The sequence below is a fragment of the Pseudomonas sp. NGC7 genome, assembly GCF_047159675.1.
In the GTDB taxonomy this organism is placed as follows: Bacteria; Pseudomonadota; Gammaproteobacteria; order Pseudomonadales; family Pseudomonadaceae; genus Aquipseudomonas; species Aquipseudomonas kermanshahensis.
In genome coordinates, this window is record NZ_BAAFZY010000001.1 from 6,310,751 (window position 1) to 6,336,065 (window position 25,315).

A 25,315-nucleotide genomic window follows, 5' to 3' on the forward strand; every position below is an offset into this window, starting at 1 on the left:
TTAAGCAGGTACGTAATATTGAGCTTTGGCGCGAGGCAGGGCGTTACGACCGCGGATGTCGTCTGCGATCTTCTCGGCCATCATGATGATCGGGGCATTCAGGTTGCCGCTGACGATTTCGGGCATGATCGACGCATCTACAACACGCAGGTTTTCTACGCCGTGGACTTTAGCTCTGGCGTCAACCACGCTGGTCGCGACATCAGTACCCATGCGGCAGGTGCAGGACGGGTGATAGTTGGTACCTGCCAATTGACGCAGAGCAGCCAGAATCGCCTCGTCCGATTGGACGGCAACCCCAGGAGTTACCTCTTCACCCCGGTAAGGATCCCAGGCTGCCTGCGAAACGACATTGCGGATAGCACGTACTGCAGCGATTGCGTCTTCCTGGTCTTCTTTGGTCGACAAGAAGTTGAAGCAGAATTTCGGCGCAGCCAGAGGGTCTTTCGAGCCTAACCATACGCGACCGGTGCTGGTCGGACGCATCAGGCTGAAGAAATACTGGAAGCCGTTCTCCAGCTTCACGCTACCGTGCTGGAACTCACCCAGCATGGGGATGAATTCAAACTGTACGTTCGGCACCTTGACCTCTGGACGTGTGCGGATGAACGCGCCGACTTCGAAGAAGTTAGTTGCACCGAGACCTTTCTTGAAGAAAGTCCAGAGGGCACCCAGTTTCAGCTTGCCGATCGGCGTGAGCTGCTTGGCAATCGAAACGTTTTGGGTGGCGCGGTACTGAACCGGGGCGGCGATGTGGTCTTTGAGGCCCTGACCTACCGCTGGCAAATCAGCAACACACGGGATACCGAACTCGGCCAGATGCTCTGCATCACCGATGCCGGAAAGCATCAGCAAGTGCGGCGAGTGAATAGCACCAGCGGCCAAGATGACTTCGCTACGCACATCCACCACTTCTGGGTTGCCGTTGCGAATGAAGTGAACCTTGGTTGCGCGCTTACCGACGAACTCAATCCGGGTGACCTGAGCGCGATCACAAACATGCAGGTTTTCGCGATCACGGTTCGGGTGAATGTAGGCCTGCGACGTGCTCCAGCGAATGCCCTTGTGGACGTTTCGCTGAGTGACGTGAACGCCCTCTTGGCGATACCCGTTGTGGTCTTTCACATGGGGGTAACCTGCCTGGACACCTGCTTCAAGGAACGCCTTGTACAGTGGGTTGTTGGCAGCGCAGGTTTGAATGTGCATCGGGCCGCTATCGCCACGGTAGTCATCCGCGCCCTGGTCGAAGGTTTCAGCCTTACGGAAATAGGGCAGACAATCCTTGTAGCTCCAGCCTTTCAGACCCATGGCTTCCCAGTTGTCATAGTCCCATGGGTTACCGCGTACCCAGTTCATGCCATTGATGGAGGACGAACCGCCGAGCACTCGCCCGCGTGCTTCGTAAATGGTTCGACCTTCGAGCTCTGCTTCAGGCTCGGAATGCATGTACCAGTTAAATTTGTCATCCATCAGCGGGAAACCCAACGCTGCTGGCATCTGAATGTAAATGCTCTTATCGGAAGGGCCTGCCTCGAGCATCAGTACCGATCGATTTGTTTCCTCAGAAAGCCGGCCCGCCAGCACGCTACCGGCCGAGCCGGATCCGATCACGACATAGTCGTAGGCTTTGAGGGTGTTACGGCCGTTAATATCACGCATGTGGCTCACCTGAATCGCTATGAAATGGCGCGTTTTTGTAATCGTTTACAAGCGCAGCCAGAGGATACCTAACCGCCCTTAGGTATGCTACCCCTGGGTGGCGCTTTTACTCATAAAAGCCAAAGTCATGCCAGAATCCAAATTTCGCTAGCTAGTAGCCCTAACCTGCACGTTTTAGCTGGTTACGTGCGCAGTGGTGATGCGTTGAGTCTGGCTTGCGCACCGCCATGGTGCGAAATTTGGTAACGTTTACAGGTAACGATTACAGGTGACCGCTACTGCTGACCACGCGCAGAGAAAGCGCTTCAAATGGATCAAGGTTGATGAGGAGCCGGCCATCCTCCCTGAGATCACCTTCTACAGTTTCGCTGAGCATGTCGACCACTGGGCCAGGCGAGAACCCTTCCAGAGCAATCTCTTCAGAAATTGTCTGATTACCGAAATTTAGGGCGGTGATTTGAACGCCGCGGCCTGAAGGCAGCTCATGCACCATTACCAGCAAGCCCGGGTGACTGACCTCGGGAACAAGAAGCTGACGACTCGAAGCGATGCCGTATGCTTGTCGCACTGCCAGAATTTTTTTTACTCTGCTGGCAAACGACTCAGAGTCACCCAACTGCTGAGAAAGACTGCCATATAGAGACTTCGCTCGCGGCATCCCCATTACCGAGAGGTTTTCGCTTGGCGCCATGTCAGCCAAATCATACCCTCCCCTATGGATCCAGCGCGTATCACCGTCACCCATTCGCTCAGCCACCTCCTCAGCTGGAAGCGGTAAAGCCCCAACCAAATCCCAGCCAGAGAGAGCAAAAACTCCAGGCTGCATAGCGTTGTACATCACGAGGAGCAAATGAATCTTCTCGATGAGCCGTTTCTGCTCCAACGATAGGTTAGACAGATCACGTATGCCCAAAGCCGCCGTGATGATACTCACTGTGGTGCACGAGATTCCGTTAGTGACAAAGCGCAGATTGTAAGGTGCATGCTCTCCCGATAGGAGCTCATACATTTCCTCCCGAATATGCTCGCGCAGGATGCTGCCAGGATAGGTCTGGCCCTTGTACAGATACATTTCGTTCGCATGCAATGTCCAAAAATGGACAAGCTCCGTGGTGAGCTCGTCGTGGTTTTGCAGTGCGTGTATCAACGATGCCGGGTCAATTCCAAACTTGTGCATCTCCCACAGCATCAAACGAAGGAACGCTGTATCACCCGTGAGCAACGCGTGCTGGTATGCAGGCCTGGTTATGAAGTCGTAGGAAAGGTCGGCCCCACCCTTGGACATTTGCGAGATGTCATCAAGGGTCAGGTTCAGCTCTTGAAAACTGAACCCGCCTGCCTTCCTGATCATTCCACCAAGGAGCTGGTTGCCGGTGATAGACAGCGGATGGCTTTCAGACCATGCAGTCTCGCCATGGCGCAGCTCAACCCCCAGGAAGCCGTTAGCATCCAATCGAAGCCCCCGCGCACCTAAACAATCAATCGCGTGAAGCGCATCACCAATAATCAACTGTTGAGCCGCAAAGGTCGGGTCTAGCCAGTTTAAAGAAGGCTGACCCTCCTTGAAGTAGTGAAGGTAAACCCATCGCCTAGGCTTGCCATCTACCCCAACGACCACAGGCGTTGCACTCCAGTCAGTTTCCTTGACGCCTGGCTCGAAGAAAATCACCCTCTGCAGCTGGCCCACGATGTAGTGCCGGGCTTTCAGGTCATCGCACTGGGCAGGCGTTAGGTTGACCGCATCCCGCCCAGCAGGCACATCTGGCAAGAGCCCCCAATCTCCCTCTCGGATTTCCACCATGTGGTAGATCCCCGGATATTCGCCATGGGCAAGTTCAGCCAACCGGAAGTCAGCCCCTTTGCCCGTATGAGAAGGAATCGAATCGTCGATCGTGACAGCGTTGTGAGCCGCGGCCATCCGGCTGACCTGGATCAATTGCTGCTCAGTTCCGTATAGCGGATCTATATCGAGGCTGATTCGGTCAAAATTCCCATCTATGCTCGGCGTGAAAGCTTGGCCCCGAATCCCACCCGCCCGCTTAATAGGGCCCGTGTGAATCCCCTGCACGCCAAGCTCCGACAGCCCCTTCCAGAGACCTTCCGCCGCCAAAGCTTCCAAGACTGAGCTCCCGCTCGGGGTAATAATCGAGTCTGGATACACAGTGAGCCACACTGATGCGATGTCGATAGCCCGTCTCGCTTGCGCCTGGCCATAGGGACTCATCCACAGCCGGGATTGACCAGCGTAAGTCTTCGCTCGATCTTGCGCAGCCTTGAGCATGGATTGGCTTACCAGCCAATCTACGTAGCCTGGGTCTGGTGCTGTCATCAGTACCTCCATTAGGGAGCCTGCTAGTCACTAAAAGCTCTGACGTCCCTATGGTGTAATCGTTCTCAAAGTCGCGACAGAAATCCCCTCCCAGGCAAGCAAAGGTAGATACTCGGAAAAATTCACGGTAATCGTTATCATAGGATGATCTGCAGTGGGTCTTTCGCACCACGCTGAGATCACTGAAGAGAGGTTGATGTGTCTACAACAATGAAAGCACCTGGCCGGGTCAAGGTCACTGACGTTGCTAAAGCGGCAGGGGTTTCGGTAGCGACCGTTTCCCGCAGCTTCAATCTGCCCACTCATGTACGTGACGATGTACGGGAAAAAGTTCTCTCGATCGCCGCCAAACTGGGCTACAGCCCGAACCCAGCGGCGAAGGCTCTGCGCCTTCAGAAGACAAACATGATTGGAGCGATCATCCCGACGCTCGATCACGCCATCTATGCGACGATGATCAAGAGCTTTCAGGACAAGCTCGCAGAGTATGGCTACGTAGTTTACGTGTTGAGCTGCGGGTTCGACGCCGGTTCCATTTTCGAGAAAGTTAAGCTCCTGGTCGAGCGCGGGGTTGAAGGGTTGCTCATCGTTGGCGAGGTCGCCGACCCAGCACTTAAAAAGTACCTGCAGGAGTATCGGATGCCTGTCATCTGTACCTACTCCTACCTGAAGGACAAAGAATTCCCGTTCATCGGTTTCGACAACTACCAAGCGACGCGGCAGTTGGTTGAGTATCTACTCGGCCTAGGTCACCGAAATTTTGCGATGCTTACTGGGCCAATGAAGGGCAATGATCGTCAGCAAGCCCGCTATCAGGCCTACATCGACACCTTGAGTGAATACAAGGAGAAATGTGAGCACTTCAAGTATGAGAGCGAAGGTGGCTACACGATTGAGTTTGGAGAGCGCACCCTTCGCCGCATTCGCTTGGAGCATCCCGAGGTCACCGCTGTGATTTGCAACAGTGATGTCATCGCCTTTGGCGTTCTTTCAGCGTGCAAAAAGCTTCAGCTGAACGTGCCTAAGGACATTTCGGTTGTGGGATACGACAACCTGGAGTTCGCTGAATACCTTGAGCCCCCGCTCACAACCCTGGCAATTCCTGCAGGTGAAATGGGTGTACGCAGCGCTGAAAGCCTCATATCCAACTTGAAACATGGGACGGAAATCAAACCTATCCTGCTGGGAACTCAGCTCATGGTGCGCCAGTCCAGCCACTCGATTGACTGACCCTATCTGGACACCCTACTTCGGGATGCCGCGCCATGAAATCGCCTAGCAGAGGAATGATATGGCGCCTGGCAAACGCGGAAGGAGCAATTAGCTGCAAATGCCGGAGCGGGTACTGGCTCAGAGCAGGCGTGGCAGCTTTCGCACACTGAAGAGCATCAAACACCTCGATAGGTTGCTGGAGGAAAGATCTCCCGCCGTCCGTGAGTGCGAGCGACCGTGTAGTGTGATTGAAAAGCGCGATACCGAGATCGCGCCACTAGGTCTCTTCTCGAGAAATTGCCGAGCCGGGCTGCCTCTACGAAAGCGGTCAGGGCAGCAACGTAATCCAGGACTACTCCGCCCTGAAGCAAGGATGAGAGAGCACACGTTAGTCGCTTACGACCTCTCCACAAGACAGTCTCGGCGCCGACAAAGACGCTTTAAAGCGTTGGATTCTGATCTTCTGGAAATGGCTCCCCATTAGGAGAATGAATGCAATGAAAGGGATGACCATCGAAAGCTTCAGCCCGAACGCTTCGGAAAGGAAGCCAATCACCGGTGGTGCCAAAAGGAACCCTGTGTAACCCAACGTGCCATTCATAGCCAGCCCGAGACCTGGAGCCCCAGGGTATGCCTTGCTTGCTTGGCTATAAAGCAAAGGCGTCATGTTTGAGAGCCCTATACCAACCAGAATGAACCCTGCGATGGAAGTTGCCGGCAGCGGGAAGATAACGGCCAAGGCTATGCCCGCGGCGCCAATGCCACCTGAAACAGCCAGAACGGTGTTGGCACCCAGTTTTCGGATCAAGACATCACCACCTAGCCGCCCGACAGCCATAGCGAAACTGAAGGCACCGAAAGCAAAGGCTGCAATGTTCGCAGAGGCATGGCTCACATCAGTAAGGTAGAGGGAGCTCCAGTCAATCACCGTGCGCTCGATAAATAGCGCCAAGAATGTCAAGCTGGCGATACAGATCAATGCTCGATTTGGCCAGGCAAAGCTCTTTGCCTTCATGACTGGCTGGCAATCATCTCCAACCTTGACGCAAGGTCTCAGATCACCCAGCCAAAATGCCGCAAATAATGCGACGGTAGCTGTGGCCGCAGCCGAGATGAACAGGCAATGCACCAAACCCAGTGTATTCGAGAGCAGGGTCGCAACCGCGGAAGCCCCTGCAAGCCCCCCGATACTGAAAACAGCGTGAAACGAGGACATCAACGATCGTCCTTTTCTCGCCTCAATCAAAGAGCCGTGGGTGTTCATTGCAACATCGAGGACGCTGTTTGCGACACCTAGCACGAAAATAGCCGCAGCAAGCGACCACGCGGAGCTCGCGAGCCCGCACAGAGGAAGCACCGCCGACACCAAGCCTGCGCCCAGCAAGAGAGCTTTACGGCTGCCAATACGGGTCACTAGCGCACCGGCCAGGCACATCATCAGCATCGTGCCGGCAGCGAAAGCGCTTAGAGCGATACCGAGCTCCGAGTCGCTTAGGTGCAAAGCCTGCTTCATGCCAGGGATGTTGGTCGCCCAAATGGCGAGCACGGCGCCATTTGTGAAAAATACGGCGGATGTGGCCACGCGCGCGCGACTCAGGATATTTTGTTCAGACACGTCTACCTCTCACAACTTCAAGCGTAGCCACGAGCCAGACAGAGCGTCAGGCACGGCGAAGCACGACGAACAGGCTCCTTCGAAGAGGTAACGCCTGATCATCACGGCAGAATTAGCAGGAAATGTTCCACACCGATGTCATCCTCTCGTTAAAGCGGATGGATGGTGTTATGAAAGGCAGACAAGCATTCAAGGCATTAGGCACTGTGTTTCCCCGCGTAGCGATTTGTTATTGGTTCTGGGGTTCATGCCAGCGAGGGCATGCAGGGTGCTTTACGTAAGGGTCAGGAGAGATAGTGTCCTGACATTTCGATTCACGAAGTTCGTGGCCAGTGTAATCGTTTACAGCATGGCGGCAAAATTAGCAGAAGCTTCCATCGCCGTCGACATGTTTTTGCCAACGCTGCGCGGTTGCAAGCTCGGCTTAGTGAGTCATCAGCTTCTCGAGGAGAGGCTGGCGCCCGCGAGCAGGCGCCAGTAGACAACCTAAAACGCAGATGGCTTAACGCTGCTTCTCGAACACCGGGATAAACGGATCCGACAACGGAGGGCCGAATGCAGTGGTTTTCTCGATATCAAGAACGTTTTTCGGGCGCGGGAATGGTTCTGGATCGGGTTGACCAGGATGCTTTTCAATACCGATGTCGCGGAAGAAAATCTCCAGCCCGTTAGGCTGGATGAACCACAGCCAGTGCAGTTCCTCCTCGCTATCGTTGATGAACATGTGCCTGCGGTTTTTGCCTACAAAAATCGTTACGCCAGGCTCAACAACATACTCAACCCCATCAATCCTCGCCTTCCCTTTTCCGCGGATGAAATGCAGCACTTCATCATGAACGGGATGGTAGTGCTCCCGGACATAGCTTGCAGGGGGTAGCGTTTGGGTTCCGAGACTGAAAGGACTTTGAATATCCAGATCTTCAGGGTCGATACGGACGGAAATGAAGCCATTGGCGGGGACAGGTTGCCAGTAATCCTTACCGTCATCAGGCCCCAGCACCAGAATATCACCGTGGTTTTCGTTACCTTTCACCACTTTGCTCATGCAGCACTCCCTCTACGATTGGAGATGGCATCGACACATGTCAGGTGTGCCGACGCCAAAATGTAATCCTTTACATTGACGCTTGGCAAAGCGGTATGTTCTTTTCTGCTTAGGTTCTGACGAAACGACCCGATATTGCGACCAGAAGCAATCCAAAGGCCACTGCAGCCAATGAGATGCCAAGCGAGCTCGCGTGAGCAATGAAACCTATAAAGGCGGGCCCGACGAGAACGCCGGCGTAACCCACGGTCGTCATGGCGGGGATCGCGACAGCTTTTGGCATGGATTTTTGATCTGCAACCGCGGAGAACAGTACAGGCACGATGTTTGCACATCCCAGACCAATGAGGCTGTACCCAGCTAATGAAATCATCCACTCGGTCGTGGCGAGAGATATTGCCAGACCCAGTGCAGCAACTGCCCCACCCAGGCCTACGATCAATCTGCGCCCTACCCGGGCCACAATTGGATCCCCCAGTAGGCGACCAATCGTCATCGCCATTGCGAACGTGGCGTAGGCGAGTCCGCTAAGCTCAGGCTGCAGGTTCTGCCGCGTGATCAAGTACAACCCACTCCAGTCCAACATCGCCCCTTCCGCAAGAAAGACAATGAAGCACAATGCACCAAGAAAGAGCACTTCTCCCTTGGGTACAGCAAAGAGCGGGGCCCGCTTTCGCTCGCAGGCAGTTAGCAGCCCAGCGGAGCTTCGATACAGTACCAATACGCTCACGCCCACGACGACAAGTACCGCATGCAGCGGTGTAAACGACAACTTCAGCAGAACTGTCATGGTCAAGGCCCCTATGATACCTCCCAGACTGAACAGACCATGAAAACTGGACATGATCGGCTTGGGGCTTTGGGCATTAACCTCTACCGCCTGAACATTCATCGCGCAGTCAAGTGCTCCCATACCCACGCCGAAGACGATAAGAGCAGGCAGTAGAAGCTGAAACGAACTGAACGTAGCCAGCAGCGGCAGCATCGCCAGGAGCACGAACGTCCCCACAAGGATGATTCGACGACAGCCCCATTTGGATACCAGCGCACCAGCAACCGGCATCGCCAAGATGGAGCCGATGCCTAGGCCGAGCAGCAAAATACCCAAGATTCCCTCATCGAGCCCTGCCCGCTCCTTTAGCAACGGCACCAACGGCGCCCAGGAAGCCAGACAAAAACCAGCGATGAAGAATACGAGTCGCGTGGAAACGACCTCTTTCGGCGTGCTCGCGAAAGAGATAGAAGAAGTGGTGCCTTGCATTGAAAAACCAAAGTGTCGAAAGGATCAGAGGAAATGGCCAGAATCTGGCAAAGGATTTGCTTAACCAGCAATGTAATCCTTTTCATGATAGACGCTTTGGAGGTCTCCATGCACGTGCTTTCTTCCCTGGCAGGCTCACACTTCATCGAGGCTCAGCCCGCGCAGGCAGCGCGCGGGGCGGGAGCTCTAGACCCTCAAACGCAAGGTGTGTCGCTGATGCGCCTACTCAAAACTTGGTACCAATCCAGCCCGAAAACCACTGCCAGAACGCGTAAAGGTGAGTAGTTAAGAAACACTCGAAACAGATAGAGGGCGCGATCGCCCTCTGCTGTGAATTCAACTAGATGGTAGCAAGGGCAAGCGGCAGGAATATCGCTGTCCCCACCCCCATAAGGCTCATCGCTAGCGCAGCGTAAGCGCCATGTTCCTGCCCTTCTTCCAAGGCTCTAGAAGTCCCCACGGCATGAGCCGTCAATCCTAACGCCATACCCACAGCGGCTGGGTGAGTCACCCGACACAGGCTCAACAACGAAGGCCCGAATACTGCACCCAAGATTCCAGTCAGCAGGACAAAGACTGCTGCAAGTGCAGCGATGCCACCAGCCTGGTTGGCCACAAGCATTGCAATCGGCGACGTGACTGACTTCGGCGCTAGCGTCATCAGTAACTGATGATCGATCCCCATCAGTCCACCCAGGAGAAGCGTCGACACCGAGGCTACGATGCCCCCCAGAGAGACTGTAATGACAATCGGCCAGAGTAACCGCCGTATGCGAGAAAGGTTCTGATAGAGAGGCACAGCAAGCGCGACGGTAGCAGGCCCTAGTAACAGAGTAAGGATACTGACGCCTTTGAGGTAATCGTCGTACGAAATGCCCGCGAAGGTGAGTACAGCAATCACCACTGCCGCGCTGACCAGTACCGGTTGAAGAAAGACAATTCCGCTCACCTTGCTCAAGTGCAACGCCGCCTGAAACGCAGTCAACGTCAGGGCAAGATGAAAAAGAGGGTGCCCCACTACAGGCTCTAGAAATGCGCTCATTGACCACCTCGCTGATTGCGCTTGACCAGCGCCTGCATCAACAGCCCCGTAAAGATCATGGTCGGGACTAATGAAACACACAGAACGATCAAGAGCGCCCACCCCATTGGCTGTATCACCGAATACCACGCCATAACGCCCACTGCCGCGGGAACAAGCAGCAACGGCATGCAACGTAGTAGCCAACCTGCAGCCTGCTCAACGGACTCGCTCAGCTCACCTCGCACGCACAGGAAAACCAGCAGCAACACGAGGCCTACGATTGGCCCAGGCACTGGCTTCAAAACGGATGAGCTAATCAAAGAGCCGATCAGCTGAAAGATCACCAGCTCCGTTAAGCCTCTCAAAACCTGCATTTCAACCTCCACTTCTCACTTCTAACGCAATTCACCAAGTGAATCCTGCTCACTCGAACGGGCAGATCGAACGATTGACGGCAAAATGACCATCAGGCCGCTAACCAAGATCATCGAGATGCCCCACCAAGCAAGCACTCCTGGGAAGCTTGAGTAGATCAAGTACCCCAGCAAGGCTGAACAAGGAATTTGGACGTAGGTGAATGGGGCTAGGCTGGCAGGACTTGCCCGGCTGTACGCCGCTGCGAAAAGCCAGTGCGCAGTTGTTCCAACGAGCGCCATACCACTTAATCCCAGCCACTGCAGCGTTGAAGGCGCCTCCCAAAACCAGGGCAGCATGGCGCTGCAGATGGCCAGGGCAAACAGCCCAAGCCATAAAGTTGCACTCTCCGGCGTATCTTGATTAGCCGCTGCACGTGTCGCGAGCTGATAACAGCTCAAGAAGAATGCGGCCCCGCAAGGAAGTAGCGCTGCCCATGTGAAGAGCTCTCCAGCTGGATTGACCACCAGCGCGACACCCAGCAGGCCGACAAGTACAGCAATCCACTGCGATGGACGCACCGCTTCACTGAAGAACACCTTGCTGAGCACGAGAACGAAGAGCGGGGCGAGGAAGTTCAGAGCTGTCGCCTCTGCCAGCGGTACAAATCGCAAACCGCCGATGAAACACAAACTCAGAGCCACAAGAAAAAAAGCCCTGAGAAAATGCAGGCCCGGTCGGCGGCACGTCCATGCAGCAAGGCTTCTCCTCGAAATTGCGGCCCCCCCCCATGACCAGGCTTTGACCGAGGTAGCGCACCCAGATCACCACAACAACCGGCAGCCCCTGAACCATCTGCCTTGCAATGGCGTCGTGCATGGAAAGGCATGCCACGGCAAGAACAATGAGCAAGGCGGCGATACGAGTGGCACTCGAATTCATAGACTTCTCGATGACGCTGGGCGCGGGGGCTAGGCGATATTTAGCCGAGCCTGACCCTGTTGAAATGGATCAGCTGACCTGGAATAAAAAAGCCCACGGAGTCCGTGGGCAAAAGTGTCGATTACGGTCGATAGTCCGAGGGGATACCGTCCCATCCAGAAATATCGTGTAAACGATTACAAGCCGAGTTACAAGAATATCTGGTGGCTTCGCCTTTAGCAAGCTCCGACTCGCCACCTTTCATCTGGCCGCCCTCGTCCGAGTGGGATGAGACCAGGTTTACTCCCACCAATACTCGACCTGCACCCCGAAATTACTGCCGTGACGCGCCTGGTTGAAGGCGCCCGTGGAGGACAGTGCCGAGCCCTCATCCATTTCATCGGCTGCACGCTGGGCCGCGCGGTTCCATTTGGCGTAGGTGTAGTACAGGCGAATCTCCGGGCGTTCCCAGAAGCCTGGGCCCTTTGGTGACCAGGTCGGAGCGAAGGTGAATTTGCTGAGCTTGCGAGTACCATCGGAGGCCTCAATCTGGTCGTGCCCAACCTCGGCGACGAGCTTGAATTGATCAGAGATGGCATAAACCGGCCTCACACCAACAGAAACCCAGTCTTGCTTCTCGCCACCATCTCGATAGTCGCGCTGCGTGACCACCTGGAACTGCCCACCAAATCGGGGAGTGACCTGCCAATCAAAGTAATCCAGCAGTCGCCAGCTTCGATTACTGCGATCCAGCTCAACTTCCCCAGTGGTGCCAAGATTCGTTCCAGGGCCTTGGCCATGCTGGAGAGCTACAGTGTTGGCGTTACCACCTAGCACATCACTTTGGCGGTGTTGAACCGTGACGGCCCAGCCGCTATGGCTATCGCCTCGCTTCGGATCCTCGATGTAGCTGAAACCGAACTCCAGCTCACCACCAGGGTTGGTGTCGATTCCCCCCACGTTGAAATCATGGCGGTTGGTGTAGTCCTTCTGGAAAACACTGTCCTTGCGGGAGAATGCATAGCTGTACTTCAGCCCGCCCAGTTCAAAATCCTCGATACCGGCGCCAGTGCCGCTCTGATCCCAGTAATAGAAATCTGAGATGTGAATGTCGTTACGCTTGTAAAAGCGTCGCCCCGCCCAGAGCGAACCGTTGTTGAGCGCAGGTACCTTGCTCCACTCCGCATAGGCCTGAACGATCTTGGTATAGCCATTATCATCAGCAAAGGTCGGCTTGTGCCCATAACGACTTAGCAGAGCCACCATCCCTTCAATGCTGACGACCGAGCCATCGTCAAGTGACAGCAGATCTTGCCGCAGGCCTAGCTCACCATACTGTTCGCACTCGTTGCCGAGCCGATATTTCGAAGGTGCCCCCGGAAGCTGGAAGCAGGATTGAGAACCTCCTGCAGTCGCTCCTCCCACACCACTGCGCAAATACCCGTTGAACTCCACCGCCTCTGCGCCGACGGTGGACAGCATGCTCAGCGCAGCCGAAAGCCCCAGCTTCTTGCCGTTGATCATTGGTATTCCCTAGTTTTGTTTTTGGAATGTAGATAGCGCAGGCGTCACTGCCTGAAGACTGCCGCCCAATGGGGCGGCAGAAGAAACGAGGATTAATTCGCCAGAGCCTTACCGGAGGTACGCAGCTCCAGCTGGCCTTTCCAGGCCACCAGGCTAACGATCAGCATGGCAACGAGCGGAAGCAGCATGCTGTACTGCAGGCCGATATGGTCAGAGGTGGCACCAATTATTGGCGGGCATACCAGGAAGCCGACATAGCCGATGGTGCCATTAAGAGCCAAACCAAGGCTTGGGGCTTGGGGGCAAGCCTGAGCGGCTTTGCTGTAAAGAATCGGGGTCATGTTCGAAAGCCCAAGACCCACCAACATGAAGCCAGCAATAGAGGCAACCGGCGAAGGTGCCCCGATAGCCAGCGCGAAACCTACAACAGCCAACAACCCAGAGGACACAAGCACGCAGTCACGACCGAAACGTATAATGAGTTGGTTGCCGGCGAGACGACCTACTGCCATCGCAAAGCTGAACCCTCCGAACGCGAACGCAGCAATACCGGTACTTGTGCTTGCGACGTCAGTCAGATACTTGGAGCTCCAGTTGATCATGGAGCTTTCGGTGAACAGTGACATGATGGTCAGCATCGCTACGATCAGCAACGTGAGGCTTGGTCGAATGGCAGCCTTTTTCTTGACCGCCTCGGTGGCCCCTGCCGGGCGCAGGTGACGTAGCGGTGCAGCACACAGCGCGGTGGTAACAAGCATCAAACCCGCCGCAAACGCCAGATTGAACATCGCTGTCAATTCGAAAGAGTCGAAAATCGATACGATCCCGGCACCAGCCATGCCGCCGAAGCTGAACGCAGCATGGAACCATGACATAAGCGGCCTACCCTCCATTTCCTCGATGATGGACGCATGCGTATTCATCGAGATGTCGATCACGCTGTTGCAGATCCCAAAGAACAGCAGGATGCCGAAGAAAACCTCATAAGAGGGCGACATCACCAGCAGGGGCAGCGAGATTGACAGCAGCACACCGCCCAGCACGATCGAGGCGCGGCTACCTAATTTGTTGGCCACACTGCCGGCCATGAAAATCATCAACATCGTGCCCGCAGCAAACATGCTCAGAGCGTTCCCCAACTGACCATCGGTAAGGCTCAGAGCCTTACTGATTGCTGGAATGTTCGTGGCCCAGATCCCCAAAACCAAGCCGTTGACGAAGAAAATCAGGGTGGTGGCGTAGCGTGAAGACTTCAAATCGTTAATGAGGCCCATAGCCGTATCTCACTGAATAGACATTCTTGTTGTTGGGCACCGATACACGCAGCGGCCCTTGTCTCAAACGAGTACGACGCGAAGCTTTCGTAATCGTTTACATGCCAGTTTACACCCGATTTTTGGGAGCCTTACCTGTGCGTTCAGGTAATCAAGTCAAAGCCAGCCGCAGTCCAAAACCACGACGCTCCCATGCCGTCGGTATCAACTGGCAATGTAAACGTTTACAAGCATCATTCATGCCAGCGCTGCCTCTGCCTAGTTTTCAACCAGAACCAGGCCTTCTGCCATGCGGTTTAGCCGAGAAAGCGAGCTGTCTGATCATCGTGCTGAAGGATGGTGGCGCTTGTAGGCTTTGGTAACACCATAGGACGGCAATGCGCAGAAATGGGCCATTTTCACTCAGAACGCACCTTCTTGAGGCATTGAGCAACCAAGCGTCAGCGAAATCAGTGAACGCTAGCAGACACCGTCCAGCGGGCGCCCCCCTCAGAACCAAATGGCCGACTCCACATAAGGCGCGAGAAAAATACCGTTGCATGATGGAAGGAAAACGTTTACAAAAAATATGTAATCGATAACAACAATATCGCCGTTCTCGCTGCTGCATCTGCCCCACCACTACAAAAACCATCAAAGGTACGGGAAGACAGACATGACAACACAAGGGATTACTACGCCTCAAAGCCCCGCTCTGCGGAAAGCCATCATCGCTGCTGCAATCGGAAACTTCATCACTTGGTTCGAGTACGCTTCCTACGGATTTCTAGCCGTCATCCTTGGCCGAGTTTTCTTTCCAGTCAGCACACCATCCGCCAGCCTTCTTGCCACCTTCGCAGCATTTGGCATCTCGTTCCTGATGGCCCCGTTAGGAGCGCTATTTTTCGGCAGATTGGGCGATCGGGTTGGCCGTAAGAAGATTCTCGCAAGCGTCATCCTCCTGATGTCAGGCTCGACTTTTGTCATTGGCCTACTCCCCAGCTATGCAAGCATTGGCATCCTCTCCCCCATTCTTATGGTTGCGATGCGCATGTTGCAGGGCTTCGCCTCCGGAGGTGAGCCAGGAGGGGCAGCGACATTTCTGGTGGAATCTGCCAATCCTGGGCGCCGGGCCTGGACTGTCAGTTACTGGCACTGTTCAAGCTTCATTGCAAACGCAACAGCATCGGCCTTCATCTTGGGGTTGACTGCATCGATCAGCGAGGCAGCGCTCGAGCAATGGGGATGGCGTATACCGTTCCTTCTCTCAGGTGTGCTGGGAGTAGTGGCGTTCTACATCCGCTCTCAACTTGAAGACACCCATGCCTTCAAGATGCTCCAGGAAACCGAAGGCGTCAGCGAGGCGCCTATCAGCGAAGCTATAACTGGTCATTGGAAGCAAATACTGCAGACGGCTGGCTGCATTGCGCTGCAGGGCGCAGCCTTCTACTTCATCTTCGTCTACATCGAGACCTATTTGAAGGTGCAGCTCGGGCTGTCTTTCCTTCAAGCATCCGTATCGAACGTTATTTGCCTGGTCATGGCGTCGATCAGCATCTTCGCATTTGCGCGAATCAGCGACCGTATTGGGCGCAAGCCAATCCTCCTACTGGGCGCTCTGTTGTGCACCTTGGCCATTTACCCTGTGTTTTTGGTTTTCAGTACAGGAAGCTATGGCCTGATTTTAATGGGCCATGCATTGCTGGGTATTTGCCTTGCCGTATTCATGTCCGCCTCTGGCCCGGCGCTTGTAGAAATTTTCCCAACTCGTGTTCGATACGCGGGCTTCTCGATCGGGTTCAACCTTTCCGTCGCGGTTTTCGGTGGCAGTGCAGCCTATGTCGCCACTTACCTCATAGACGTAACCGGTTCATCTCTCTCCCCTGCCCTGCTCGTGCTGAGCACGGGGTTGATCGCAACCTTAAGCGTCCTGACGTTACGAGAAACAGCTGGCCGCCAGCTTGAGCCAAACGCTTCATGCCCTGCATCGCTAACCAGCGCTAAGCGCGGCTGATCTGCTTCCTAACCACACCGTAAGCTCTCTGAAGTAAGAGGTTGATATGAGCAAAAATCGCCTTCTGCACGAACGCTTGGCCGCCTTGGTCAGCACACTCCGGCACGGGGAAATGATCTTCATCGCGGATGCTGGCAGCGGCACCTCGAGTGCGAGCCTTGTACCCCTTAACCCGGACGTTGAGATCATTGATGTAGCAATCCATACAGGCTGCCCAACGGTCGATCAGTTGCTGCCTGTACTGTGGGAAGTGGGGGATTTTGAAGCCGCATTCGTAACTGAAAACATGCGCCAGGCGAACCCGTCGATGAGGGAGTTGGTGCAAGGCTTGACTGGCCCTGATCACATTCATGAGTTGCGATATCTGCCCGAATTCTACGACCTGCGTAATCGCTGCAAAGCCTTCATCCAGACCGGTGACTATGGCGTCCATAGCAACGTAATACTGGTGGCCGGCTATCCCAGCCCTCCGATTCCTGTTGAGTGGATGACCAACCCGAACTGGTTCGAAGAACTGCGAAAAACACAGTCGAAAAAGGACTGAATTCATGCCCATTCAAAAAACAACAGCGGGTCAGTATTACTACCGAAATTGGGATTGCGAGGACGCTTTAGCCTGCGTCCTTCTGCTTCATGGTTTCGGTGAACACACCGGACACTACCACCGTTTCGCAGCAGCATTGGTACACGCAGGTTTTGATGTCTGGGGCATTGATCATGTCGGCCATGGGATGACTGGGGGGACACCAGGACACTTCGCATCGATCGATCAATTGGTTGATCATGCTCGTGATCTGGCTTCCCTTATCCGCACGCAACACCCCAGCCGCCCATTGGTAATTGTCGGCCACTCACTTGGCGGCATCACCGGTGCGGCCCTTGCACTCTCACTGGAGCCAGCAGCCTCAGGTGTCGTCCTGACAGGCGCACCTTTTGAAGGGCTTCCAGTCATCAAGGACGGCATCGAGCTGGTCATGTCACGAGATGCCGCCTACCTGGATGCGTTAGAGCATGACCCATTGAAATTCGACACAGCCCCCGCTGAAGCGAATCTATGGAGAGCAATCAGTGAGCAGACCGATGCACTCAGCAAGGGACTTTCCAAGCTCAGCATTCCCGTACTGCTCATCAACGGAGAGCACGACGTTTTCGCCCCTCCTTCTCTCGCTCAGCGCTGGAGCAAACTTATTCCAAACGCTCACGTCGTGGAGATCGCTGGGGGATACCACGATATTCCTAACGATACCGAGCACCGTAAGGTTGTCGGGCACGTCATCAGCGCAATCAATCGCTGGATAGGCGACAACGGCAGGAACGCACCGCCCTATACCTGCTGTTAAGACAAAGCTCTCCCCATTCTGAGGATGGGCCGCCCGGCCCATCCCGTACCCTCTCGCCCGCTGGAGCACGACTGTGAACGACTCACGCTCTGCTATCTCGCTGTGCCCACTCATTCTGCTTTCGTTGTTGACTGTTCAGGGCCGTATCGCAAACGCCGATGAGCCATTTGCTAGCAATTCACAATGGATGACTGGCGATTGGAACGGCTCGCGCCACGCACTCCTTGAGCAAGGCTATGATGTGACTTTTAACTATACCAACGAACTTGGATGGAACGCCCATGGAGGCTTTAACCAAGACAAGAAGGTGGCTTATGCCGACGAGACTCTGCTCGGCCTAGGTATTGATCTCGAACGTACGCTAGGTTGGAAGGGTGCATCAACTCAGCTGTACATCACAAACCGGAACGGCGAGGACATCACTAACCAACGGTTGATTGATACCCGTAGCGGTCAGCTGACATCCACTCAGGAGGTTTGGGGCCGCGGTTCCATTTGGCGTCTCGCTGAGCTGTCGTATCGCCAGAACCTGCTCAACGACCAACTGAACCTACGAATTGGTCGCTTTGGATTAGGCGAGTTCGGGGAGTTCCCATGCGAATTCCAGAACCTACTTTTCTGCGGTAATACAGGTGGCTCAAGCACCGGAACCGTCTGGTACAACTTCCCTGTGAGCCAATGGGGATTGCAGCTGAAATACCATTTCTCCAGCTCGCTCGCCGTACAAGCTGCTGTCTTCGAGCAGAATCCATCGCTGCAAGAAAACGACAACGGTTTCAAAATGAGCTTTTCTGGTGGCAAGGGCGTGATCATGCCTTTAGAAGCCATCTATAAGCCCGCCCATGCCCTCTTTGATTTGCCAGCAGAGGTGCGTGCCGGTGCATTCTTGTCTACTGCAGACGCTGATGATGTTTTCATGGGCGCCGACGGCCAGCCCCAGCCGCTAACACCAGACGGTGGTTACAAGCGGCATAGCACGAGCCATGGATTCTGGACGGTGCTCCGCCAGCAAGTCGCGCTTATCAATGACGATCCAAACCGACCCGTTGAGCTGTTCACTCAGGCGCACTTCAACGAGAAAGACACTAGCTACATCCGCAGTTCTCTTAACCTCGGGATGACCATCATGGGCCCATTCGACAGCCGCCCTTCTGATCAACTCGGGATCGCTGTTGGCCGCGTCGAAGTCAGCCCGCGGTTCGAAAAACGGCAGCGCTTACTCAACGCGATGTCCGGTAGCACCGACTACAACGACCTTGCTTTCATCCCCGTACAGGACAAGGAGTACAGCGCTGAGATTTTTTACGGGGTGCAGGTGACCAAATGGTTGATGGTAAGGCCTAACCTGCAGTTTGTAAGGCATCCTGGTGGTGTAGATGAAGTCGATGATGCGGTCGTCGTTGGCTTGAAAATTCAGTCTCGTTTCTGACGAATGCTGGAGCCTCTCGATTGATTGCAGGAAATCCAGGGCTGGGGCACCTGAAAGATGCCCCGACTCTGACTCACATTGTCGATGCGCGAATGGCTTTCTCAATACGCAAGCGCCCAGCATGAGCTAGCTTGTGAACGCCCGCTTTTGGCAACAGCGTAAACGAGCAACTCCCCTGTATTCCCGCTGCGACAACCAGCGCACTTAGCTCCGGCAGGCAGATCTCAAACAGGCTACCTATTGAGTCATCATCCCCTGTCCGCCGGAACACAACGTTCGCGTCGGGTTCGAGTTGTGGTGCACGCGATGCCGGTACACCTGGCGGATGAGTGCTTTCAAGTACGGCTGGCCCTTCATCACCAACGATGCCCAAGCTTAGGTTCAGAGAGTCGCACTTTCGCGAAGCGGCCTGGTAAGCGGAGCGCGCAGGCGTGAGGATGGAAGCCCGCAGGGCCGAGACCAGGTGAGCCTGGGCTTGGTTTACGACAGCCGTGCCGTAGGTCATGCACTAGATATGAGCCTTACGGCAAATTATCCCTGAGCAATAATTATTGGTTTTCCATAATTTGACCTAAAAAAGATCAGTTTCGCGCTTGCTTCCTCTTTAGCTAGAAGATTTTGTAATCCGCCCGTAGGCGTCATTACCTAAAATCGCGTCGCCTTCCTGATCAAACATCACGGCGAGCCATCGCGCCCTCTTCATCTCAGCTATTTGGGAGAAAAAGCAGCGTTCGCAGAGGTGAAGCTCGTACTCTTGGCCGCAATGCGCTGAACCTTTGCCCCATGACGCATGCATCGTTCCATACTGAGGCTCACCTGCGCCATCCCCTGTAGACACACCGCAAACATCGCAAACCACATCGATGGCCATGTCATGTTCACCTGCTCGCGTGACCTTCATACCACACCTCCGCAAACTTCCAGCATGTGCCTAACCAGACGTCACTCAATGCTAAGCTTCCAGCGCCTAGGTGCGAGGAGCCAGCCCCTGGCGGAGCAGTAACAGGCGATTGAGTGTACGCATGATAAAATCGCTCCAGATTTAATCTGTGGAGCTTTCCGCTTGAGCACGCAACCTGCTACCGGCTACTACGATTCACTGCTTCACGCTCCTACTTTCTCCAGCGACCCAGTCGGCAAACGCCAAGCTGAGTGCTGGAAGCGTCTGGTGGACGACATTCACAAAAGTACGACTGAGCAAGACCTGAGCGAGGCCAGAGGCAAAGCGGAGGGCTACATCATTGGTTTAGTGGAAGCTGGTCATCTCTGTCACGACAGAGAACGCGACTACACAATTCTCAGTAGCGTTCACCGCCGGCAAGATTTCTTGCGTTCATTGCTCTCGACTTACACCTGACTCATGACCGTCGCAATTTCGGTGCCTCTCTGAGGCGCCTGGCTATAAGGCATCACACCCCTTTGGTGAGAAACGACCGCAAGCTTGCCCTCCCCACTTCACGCTTGAACGTGGCAATGACGAACCGACCTGACTCGGTGGTCGCGACCCAAAATCGGCCTTCCTTGCTGAGGTTCTCGACCTTTGAAGTCTGGAAATAGTTACCGTCTGAATAGCGCGAGTAAGGCCCCTCATCCTGGTGATCAAATACAACACCTACCGCGCATGACGAGGCAAGAAAGACATCAGATAGATACGCAGTGACGGGCTTTGCGAAGCCCTGCGCCCTTGCCTGTATCAGACGTCTCAGCTGAAAGTCAGTGAAGTCACGTCCATGAAACTGAATGTGGATGCTGGTTGATCTTGGCTGCATTCGCTGACCTTTCTCTAAAAAACGCTGTGTGACCGCTACCAGGTGCGACGGTCAATCCGTGCACCCGCCGGCGGCTTAGACATCGATGATGAAGTCAGCCGAGAAGCCTGTACGCTCTCCTGGATAACCAAGCGGGTTCGAGACCATCCGGCACCCCGATACGACGGTGTCCACCGCGTGATGCGTGTGGCCAAAAATCCAAAAGTCACTGTGGGCTACCAGGTCATGCCATTGGTTGAAATACACAGCACCGAGATGACCTTCGTGCCCATTACCGGCTACTTCCTGGATCGGGCAGTGGTGAGTGATCACAACCGTTTCCCCCCCAAAATCCTTAGCGAGTTCGGTGGTGAGAAAATCGCGAGCGACAATGTTCCGGGCAATGAGGTCGACGGGGCGAAGTTTCCTGAATCCCTCCCCGCTTCGGATGACCCTGAAGTCACTCATCCACTCCCAGCATTCATACATCGCCTTTTTGTAATCGCCGGTTGAGGTGAAGTCCGTCCAGGCAGTGGTAACCAGAAATCGGGTATCACCAATCACGAGGCATTCGTTTTCGAGGACATGCACATGCTCTTCTGCTGCTTCCTTCATCTTGAGCAGCGTACGATCCAGGTGGCCACCTTTGTAGTACTCGTGATTACCGGGGACGTAGATGACTGGGCAGTTGAAGGTTTGGTTCGCCCAAGTCACACCTTGACTGCGCACCGAAATGTCTCCAGCGAGCACAACCAAATCTGCATCGACCTGGGGTGGCTCAAAGCCCTTGAATTCCAAATGCAGATCTGAGTAGATCAGAACTCTCATCAGCTCTCTCACTCCCGAGCAGCATTGTATGGATCGCTTCTCCAAGGCTTCACCGAAGGGAAGCCGGGCTATCTAGGGTAGCTCTACGGACGCAGCGAGAAGACCGTATCGAGGCTTGCCTGCTTCCTGCAGCCATCACCTAAAAGCAGGTAAAGAGTACTCCCGGTTTCAAAGACGCATGGATGGTCATACGAGATGCCAAAGTTACTGCGTAGCCAGTGCCCAGGCGGGAAACGATTGCGACTGTCTCGGACGACTTCGTGAGCAAAGAGCACCAGAGGCAGTACCGCCTCTGATCTGAATTGCTCAAGCACTACTGGTGTGAGCTGCAGGTCGGCAACGATCCACTTACGCACTAAGCAATATGGCTTACCTGGGTGGCACACGTTAGCGAGCTGTATCAGCGCTCCATCGCCCCCCTCCCATCCCGAGACAACCTCACCTTCCCCGTAGAAAAACTCACTCACCTCTTCCAGCGTGGCAGCCATGGTCAGACCTCGTCGCTGCTGAAAACACGACCTGTGTCTGTGACGAACTCATAGACAGGAGAGCTCTCGCTACCACCGCTGATTCGGATCTCAGACAGCGGCTCCATGTAGCATCCGGCCTTGCGTAGGGCTAGCGGAGGAATCACGTACACCCTGTGCACGCTCAGGAGCTCCGGTGATCCGTTTTCCCACAGTGACTTGATCGTTGAAACGTCAAACACAAGCTGTGATGTAGGGCCAAGGGCACCTGCATCGAAACCTACCCCTTCGACTAGAAACACGTAGGTGCAGCGGCTCAGGTTGATGGATTTCCAGAATAGGACTTCTGAGTCCTCAATCCTGAACCTCCCTTGGAGCTCATCGCTCTTCGTCAAAAACACATTTCTTCCTAGCATTGCTGGTCGCATGAGGGGGACTCCCTACGAGGGGATAGCCCACACGCAACGGTCACTGAAGGCCATACTTCCGACCATGATCGTCATTTTTTGCCATTCGTTGGCTGGAGGCAGCTAGCGCTAGCCACTGATTCCACGCGGGTTGCGAGACCCAAGGGAAGCATCCTATGCAAGCCATGAACTATATGTCATGGCGTGCATATGATCAATATGGCCTTATCCTCACTTTTGAGGATTCGACATGGTATCGAGGGAATCCCTCGCAGCAGTCCTGCGTCTCGCGAGAGCCAGTCGCGGGCTATCGCGTGATCAGCTCAATGCCCAGGCCAAAATCGAGCCTCGCCATCTGCAGAGGCTCGAGAACGCCAAAACCGGAGTTACACTTGAAATGCTGGGGAGCATCGCGAAGGCCTTGGGCTACGACCCCATAGCACTGCTGATAATCGCCTCTAGCTACGATGTTCAGACATCCGTTGCGGAGCGCCTGGTAAGCATTAAGAAAGAGCTCGCGGAGCCTGATGCGCTGCGCATCGCATCTGACCTGCCAAACCATTTCGCTGATGGAGAACTCATCGCTGAGCGCGCTGGGCGAAGCTTAAGTGAGGACGTGGTTCGAGAAGTGCTAGCGTGCCGTGATGAAGGCCTGAATCAACGGAAAACTGCCGAGAGGCTTGGGATCCATCAATCCACGGTCAGTAGGATATGGCGGAAGACTTGAATCATCCTCAGCTGTTAACATCAACATTCTGCAAGTGCAATCACACAACTCAGGAGAGTTAACGCCTAATGACCAGTATCTCATTGAGCCGTCATCAAGTAAAACTTAAATCTTGCTGACACTATTACGCCGCCTGGATGGTGCTTTGCTTTTTTTCTCAACCTTTGTCCGAACCATCGCCGCCCGCCCTGGATCAAGTAATGTCATTATGTCGAGCGGCTTGAAGTCATATTCACTCGCAAGAACATCGAGCTCTGCTAAAAAACGGGCAGCTTTCACAACTTCTGGATCTCGGAGAAGCGGCACAATCGCTTCATACTCCGACGTAATTCGATTGCTCAACTCAAAGAACTCTTGAACACTAGTCATATTTTTTACCTTTACTGGCAGGCTTATCACTATCTTCGTCAACACCTAGCTCCGGCAATGATGACTCCGCGACCGGATTAGGGCATAAGCTCACAGTGAGCATGGCATCGATATCGAGCACGGACTCTCTATCTACGGTCGGAGAACCTTTCTCGCCGTTCGGCTGCAGTCGGTTAATCAAGTCCAGTAAGCCTGTTGTCGTGCGCGTCTTCAAGCATATCGAGCCATTTTGCGTTTCAGCTCCTCTACTGCCAGCAACATTACTGCGCGCGCTATCAGCCGAGCTTTCATATCTGGCCTCGAGAAGATCAAACACTTGAGAGAAGGTGTAGTCATGCACCTTAGCTAGCGCCTCCAACCGGAGGTAAAACTCGACGTCGAGTTTGTAATCCTCACCTTCCTGCTGCTTCTCGAGCCCGCGCAGAGCCAACTCAAGCTCGTGCTGCTTGCGCCTAAAATCAACGAGCGTATGTGTTCTGGCCATGCATGACTCCGGCTCGCTGCTACTCCTACCCATGGGAAAATTCATTGAACCCCTAACATTATAGTAAGGTTGCGAGGCAAACGACGCCCTTGCAAATAAACTGGCTCACCCTGAATTATTATAGGTTTTTCAATAATTTAGGCGTTCATTAACAGCACGAGGCTACCATTGGTCGGGCGCCGCGCCAGTAACGATCCACTGCCAAAAATCATCATGAAGAAGCTTCAAGATCCCGAGAGTCCATCAGCAGACTGTTGCTGCCAATGCAACAATTTCACTTTAGAGCTGAGAGCTAAACGCGGTTTTTACTCTGTCAATTTATCACATCTGTTTCGCTTCGACATGTAGGTGGCGATGCTACGCGAGGATTCAGCCCCCCCTATTTTCAGCGATCCATGACAGCCCCATATTAAGCGTAATAAATAGCAATAAATGGCAACCACCACACTATCTCTTTGAATTACCTAATTTTTTTTAAAAAATGCGGACTGGGGCGGCCTACAATTTAAGGTAAATAATCGTTGCTGGGCGCATCAGCCTGAAGCTCACTCAAGCGAATTCTCAGTAGCTCCGCTCCGCCGTTCCAGACTTCAATCTCAGACAGATTAGGTTGGCAGGCGTTCCCAGTTATTTCCTAATGCTCCTCAGTCATCTTAGCGACACCCGGCTGCACCTCTACCCTCGGACGTTGCATCCACTCGTTCTGCTCGCCAACATTCGGATACTGTCCATCAAGCCGCATGCTCGGAGAATATTTCTGATCATCTGTATCGTCGCTAAGTCGCTAAGTCGCTAGTGGTTTGGTCAACGCCCCCAGTTCTGCAATAGAACTCAAGGTAGTCTAGAGCTAACGCCCCAATGCCTGGATCAGTAATTTAAACGCAAATGCGGAGTTCGCTAACCTACGCGTGAATCGCCCCTGGTTTATTAGACATCCCCAAGCTCAGAAAATAGCGTTTCGCATACTCTACTGGAGACAGCTGCATAGCACTGCTGTGTCGACGTTTTGGGTTATAGAACATCTCGATGTAATCGAAAATATCACTCCGGGCTTCGTCACGTGTCGCGTAGGTCTTTCGTCGAACCCGTTCCCGCTTCAAAAGCTGGAAAAAGCTCTCGGCTACGGCATTGTCGTGGCAGTTTCCCCGTCGGCTCATGCTGCTGACCACATTGTTGGCCTTAAGGAAGCTTTGCCAATCTGAGCTACTGAACTGGGCGGATTCAACTGGTCGTCGCAACACCTTGATCGAGGTGTTTATGGGGCGACCCGCAGGATGGATGCAAAAATTAACGGGGCGAGGAGCG

At 54.2% G+C, this 25,315-nt stretch carries 24 protein-coding genes; 7 read left to right on the forward strand and 17 right to left on the reverse strand.

Annotated features, from left to right (window positions below):
* Both ACMCNM_RS28280 and treS read right to left on the reverse strand, forming a co-directional pair.
* Positions 1-1,659: a choline dehydrogenase gene (locus ACMCNM_RS28280; RefSeq protein WP_412765869.1), complete on the reverse strand. Its 1,659-nt coding sequence runs from the start codon at positions 1,657-1,659 to the stop codon at positions 1-3.
* A gap of 262 nt (positions 1,660-1,921) precedes the next feature.
* Entirely contained in the window at positions 1,922-3,988 is a 2,067-nt protein-coding gene (gene treS, locus ACMCNM_RS28285; protein ID WP_412765870.1) for a maltose alpha-D-glucosyltransferase, read from the reverse strand.
* Positions 3,989-4,198: 210 nt separating this feature from the next.
* On the opposite strand from treS, the gene ACMCNM_RS28290 reads away from it, so the two are divergent.
* Positions 4,199-5,218, forward strand: coding sequence for a LacI family DNA-binding transcriptional regulator (locus tag ACMCNM_RS28290; RefSeq protein ID WP_412765871.1), 1,020 nt, complete (start codon positions 4,199-4,201; stop codon positions 5,216-5,218).
* 370 nt (positions 5,219-5,588) lie between these two features.
* Here the strand turns inward: ACMCNM_RS28290 and ACMCNM_RS28295 are convergent, their stop codons facing one another.
* The 8 genes from ACMCNM_RS28295 to ACMCNM_RS28330 all read right to left on the reverse strand — a co-directional run bounded on the left by ACMCNM_RS28295 (position 5,589) and on the right by ACMCNM_RS28330 (position 14,218).
* On the reverse strand, positions 5,589-6,815 hold the full coding sequence (locus ACMCNM_RS28295) for an MFS transporter (protein ID WP_412765872.1): 1,227 nt from the start codon (positions 6,813-6,815) through the stop codon (positions 5,589-5,591).
* A 502-nt stretch (positions 6,816-7,317) separates the two neighbouring features.
* The gene (locus tag ACMCNM_RS28300; protein WP_412765873.1) at positions 7,318-7,860 is read right to left on the reverse strand and encodes a cupin domain-containing protein; all 543 of its coding nucleotides are present in this window, start codon (positions 7,858-7,860) and stop codon (positions 7,318-7,320) included.
* A gap of 109 nt (positions 7,861-7,969) precedes the next feature.
* A complete protein-coding gene (locus ACMCNM_RS28305) occupies positions 7,970-9,121 on the reverse strand; it encodes an MFS transporter (protein WP_412765874.1) in 1,152 nt (383 codons plus the stop codon).
* Positions 9,122-9,461: 340 nt separating this feature from the next.
* The gene (locus ACMCNM_RS28310) at positions 9,462-10,163 is read right to left on the reverse strand and encodes an LrgB family protein (RefSeq protein ID WP_412765875.1); all 702 of its coding nucleotides are present in this window, start codon (positions 10,161-10,163) and stop codon (positions 9,462-9,464) included.
* Complete coding sequence (locus ACMCNM_RS28315) at positions 10,160-10,519, reverse strand: CidA/LrgA family protein (RefSeq protein ID WP_412765876.1); 360 nt, start codon at positions 10,517-10,519, stop codon at positions 10,160-10,162. The genes ACMCNM_RS28310 and ACMCNM_RS28315 overlap by 4 nt, the downstream gene beginning before the upstream one ends.
* 21 nt (positions 10,520-10,540) lie before the next feature.
* On the reverse strand, positions 10,541-11,275 hold the full coding sequence (locus ACMCNM_RS28320) for a DMT family transporter (RefSeq protein WP_412765975.1): 735 nt from the start codon (positions 11,273-11,275) through the stop codon (positions 10,541-10,543).
* A 445-nt stretch (positions 11,276-11,720) separates the two neighbouring features.
* Positions 11,721-12,902: a maltoporin gene (locus ACMCNM_RS28325; RefSeq protein WP_412765976.1), complete on the reverse strand. Its 1,182-nt coding sequence runs from the start codon at positions 12,900-12,902 to the stop codon at positions 11,721-11,723.
* A 134-nt stretch (positions 12,903-13,036) separates the two neighbouring features.
* Complete coding sequence (locus ACMCNM_RS28330) at positions 13,037-14,218, reverse strand: MFS transporter (protein WP_412765877.1); 1,182 nt, start codon at positions 14,216-14,218, stop codon at positions 13,037-13,039.
* A 655-nt stretch (positions 14,219-14,873) separates the two neighbouring features.
* On the opposite strand from ACMCNM_RS28330, the gene ACMCNM_RS28335 reads away from it, so the two are divergent.
* The 4 genes from ACMCNM_RS28335 to ACMCNM_RS28350 all read left to right on the forward strand — a co-directional run bounded on the left by ACMCNM_RS28335 (position 14,874) and on the right by ACMCNM_RS28350 (position 18,980).
* On the forward strand, positions 14,874-16,211 hold the full coding sequence (locus ACMCNM_RS28335) for an MFS transporter (protein WP_412765878.1): 1,338 nt from the start codon (positions 14,874-14,876) through the stop codon (positions 16,209-16,211).
* A 46-nt stretch (positions 16,212-16,257) separates the two neighbouring features.
* Positions 16,258-16,755: an RbsD/FucU domain-containing protein gene (locus ACMCNM_RS28340; RefSeq protein ID WP_412765879.1), complete on the forward strand. Its 498-nt coding sequence runs from the start codon at positions 16,258-16,260 to the stop codon at positions 16,753-16,755.
* A 4-nt stretch (positions 16,756-16,759) separates the two neighbouring features.
* The gene (locus ACMCNM_RS28345; protein ID WP_412765880.1) at positions 16,760-17,551 is read left to right on the forward strand and encodes an alpha/beta fold hydrolase; all 792 of its coding nucleotides are present in this window, start codon (positions 16,760-16,762) and stop codon (positions 17,549-17,551) included.
* A gap of 73 nt (positions 17,552-17,624) precedes the next feature.
* Positions 17,625-18,980: a carbohydrate porin gene (locus tag ACMCNM_RS28350; RefSeq protein ID WP_412765881.1), complete on the forward strand. Its 1,356-nt coding sequence runs from the start codon at positions 17,625-17,627 to the stop codon at positions 18,978-18,980.
* 604 nt (positions 18,981-19,584) lie between these two features.
* Here ACMCNM_RS28350 and ACMCNM_RS28355 read toward each other — a convergent pair.
* Positions 19,585-19,851 carry a hypothetical protein gene (locus ACMCNM_RS28355; RefSeq protein WP_412765882.1) on the reverse strand — a complete coding sequence of 89 codons (267 nt, stop codon included), beginning with the start codon at positions 19,849-19,851 and terminating at the stop codon, positions 19,585-19,587.
* A gap of 192 nt (positions 19,852-20,043) precedes the next feature.
* On the opposite strand from ACMCNM_RS28355, the gene ACMCNM_RS28360 reads away from it, so the two are divergent.
* Positions 20,044-20,337, forward strand: coding sequence for a hypothetical protein (locus tag ACMCNM_RS28360; protein ID WP_412765883.1), 294 nt, complete (start codon positions 20,044-20,046; stop codon positions 20,335-20,337).
* A 487-nt stretch (positions 20,338-20,824) separates the two neighbouring features.
* On the opposite strand, the gene ACMCNM_RS28365 is transcribed toward ACMCNM_RS28360, so the two are convergent.
* The 3 genes from ACMCNM_RS28365 to ACMCNM_RS28375 all read right to left on the reverse strand — a co-directional run bounded on the left by ACMCNM_RS28365 (position 20,825) and on the right by ACMCNM_RS28375 (position 22,451).
* Positions 20,825-21,556 (reverse strand): metallophosphoesterase family protein, encoded by a 732-nt coding sequence (locus ACMCNM_RS28365; RefSeq protein WP_412765884.1) that lies wholly within the window; start codon positions 21,554-21,556, stop codon positions 20,825-20,827.
* A gap of 83 nt (positions 21,557-21,639) precedes the next feature.
* Positions 21,640-22,044 carry a DUF6957 family protein gene (locus ACMCNM_RS28370; protein ID WP_412765885.1) on the reverse strand — a complete coding sequence of 135 codons (405 nt, stop codon included), beginning with the start codon at positions 22,042-22,044 and terminating at the stop codon, positions 21,640-21,642.
* A 2-nt stretch (positions 22,045-22,046) separates the two neighbouring features.
* Complete coding sequence (locus ACMCNM_RS28375) at positions 22,047-22,451, reverse strand: hypothetical protein (protein ID WP_412765886.1); 405 nt, start codon at positions 22,449-22,451, stop codon at positions 22,047-22,049.
* A gap of 229 nt (positions 22,452-22,680) precedes the next feature.
* Here ACMCNM_RS28375 and ACMCNM_RS28380 point away from each other — a divergent pair, with 229 nt between their 5' ends.
* Positions 22,681-23,157: a helix-turn-helix domain-containing protein gene (locus ACMCNM_RS28380; protein WP_412765887.1), complete on the forward strand. Its 477-nt coding sequence runs from the start codon at positions 22,681-22,683 to the stop codon at positions 23,155-23,157.
* 105 nt (positions 23,158-23,262) lie between these two features.
* On the opposite strand, the gene ACMCNM_RS28385 is transcribed toward ACMCNM_RS28380, so the two are convergent.
* The 3 genes from ACMCNM_RS28385 to ACMCNM_RS28395 all read right to left on the reverse strand — a co-directional run.
* On the reverse strand, positions 23,263-23,526 hold the full coding sequence (locus ACMCNM_RS28385) for a hypothetical protein (RefSeq protein ID WP_412765888.1): 264 nt from the start codon (positions 23,524-23,526) through the stop codon (positions 23,263-23,265).
* The gene (locus ACMCNM_RS28390; RefSeq protein WP_412765889.1) at positions 23,519-24,010 is read right to left on the reverse strand and encodes a hypothetical protein; all 492 of its coding nucleotides are present in this window, start codon (positions 24,008-24,010) and stop codon (positions 23,519-23,521) included. The genes ACMCNM_RS28385 and ACMCNM_RS28390 overlap by 8 nt, the downstream gene beginning before the upstream one ends.
* 902 nt (positions 24,011-24,912) lie before the next feature.
* Positions 24,913-25,315, reverse strand: a 403-nt coding sequence (locus ACMCNM_RS28395; RefSeq protein WP_412765890.1) for an IS3 family transposase, incomplete at its 5' end; no start/stop codon positions are given.

Coding starts and splice junctions, on each gene's coding strand:
- ACMCNM_RS28370 (WP_412765885.1), bottom strand. CDS start 22,044: ATGGCTGCCACGCTGGAAGAGGTGAGTGAGTTTTTCTACGGGGAAGGT.
- ACMCNM_RS28380 (WP_412765887.1), top strand. CDS start 22,681: ATGGTATCGAGGGAATCCCTCGCAGCAGTCCTGCGTCTCGCGAGAGCC.
- ACMCNM_RS28385 (WP_412765888.1), bottom strand. CDS start 23,526: ATGACTAGTGTTCAAGAGTTCTTTGAGTTGAGCAATCGAATTACGTCG.
- ACMCNM_RS28340 (WP_412765879.1), top strand. CDS start 16,258: ATGAGCAAAAATCGCCTTCTGCACGAACGCTTGGCCGCCTTGGTCAGC.
- ACMCNM_RS28310 (WP_412765875.1), bottom strand. CDS start 10,163: ATGAGCGCATTTCTAGAGCCTGTAGTGGGGCACCCTCTTTTTCATCTT.
- ACMCNM_RS28305 (WP_412765874.1), bottom strand. CDS start 9,121: ATGCAAGGCACCACTTCTTCTATCTCTTTCGCGAGCACGCCGAAAGAG.
- ACMCNM_RS28315 (WP_412765876.1), bottom strand. CDS start 10,519: ATGCAGGTTTTGAGAGGCTTAACGGAGCTGGTGATCTTTCAGCTGATC.
- ACMCNM_RS28325 (WP_412765976.1), bottom strand. CDS start 12,902: ATGCTGTCCACCGTCGGCGCAGAGGCGGTGGAGTTCAACGGGTATTTG.
- ACMCNM_RS28300 (WP_412765873.1), bottom strand. CDS start 7,860: ATGAGCAAAGTGGTGAAAGGTAACGAAAACCACGGTGATATTCTGGTG.
- ACMCNM_RS28365 (WP_412765884.1), bottom strand. CDS start 21,556: ATGAGAGTTCTGATCTACTCAGATCTGCATTTGGAATTCAAGGGCTTT.
- ACMCNM_RS28375 (WP_412765886.1), bottom strand. CDS start 22,451: ATGCGACCAGCAATGCTAGGAAGAAATGTGTTTTTGACGAAGAGCGAT.
- ACMCNM_RS28330 (WP_412765877.1), bottom strand. CDS start 14,218: ATGGGCCTCATTAACGATTTGAAGTCTTCACGCTACGCCACCACCCTG.
- ACMCNM_RS28345 (WP_412765880.1), top strand. CDS start 16,760: ATGCCCATTCAAAAAACAACAGCGGGTCAGTATTACTACCGAAATTGG.
- ACMCNM_RS28280 (WP_412765869.1), bottom strand. CDS start 1,659: ATGCGTGATATTAACGGCCGTAACACCCTCAAAGCCTACGACTATGTC.
- ACMCNM_RS28355 (WP_412765882.1), bottom strand. CDS start 19,851: ATGGCCATCGATGTGGTTTGCGATGTTTGCGGTGTGTCTACAGGGGAT.
- ACMCNM_RS28335 (WP_412765878.1), top strand. CDS start 14,874: ATGACAACACAAGGGATTACTACGCCTCAAAGCCCCGCTCTGCGGAAA.
- ACMCNM_RS28390 (WP_412765889.1), bottom strand. CDS start 24,010: ATGGCCAGAACACATACGCTCGTTGATTTTAGGCGCAAGCAGCACGAG.
- treS (WP_412765870.1), bottom strand. CDS start 3,988: ATGACAGCACCAGACCCAGGCTACGTAGATTGGCTGGTAAGCCAATCC.
- ACMCNM_RS28290 (WP_412765871.1), top strand. CDS start 4,199: ATGAAAGCACCTGGCCGGGTCAAGGTCACTGACGTTGCTAAAGCGGCA.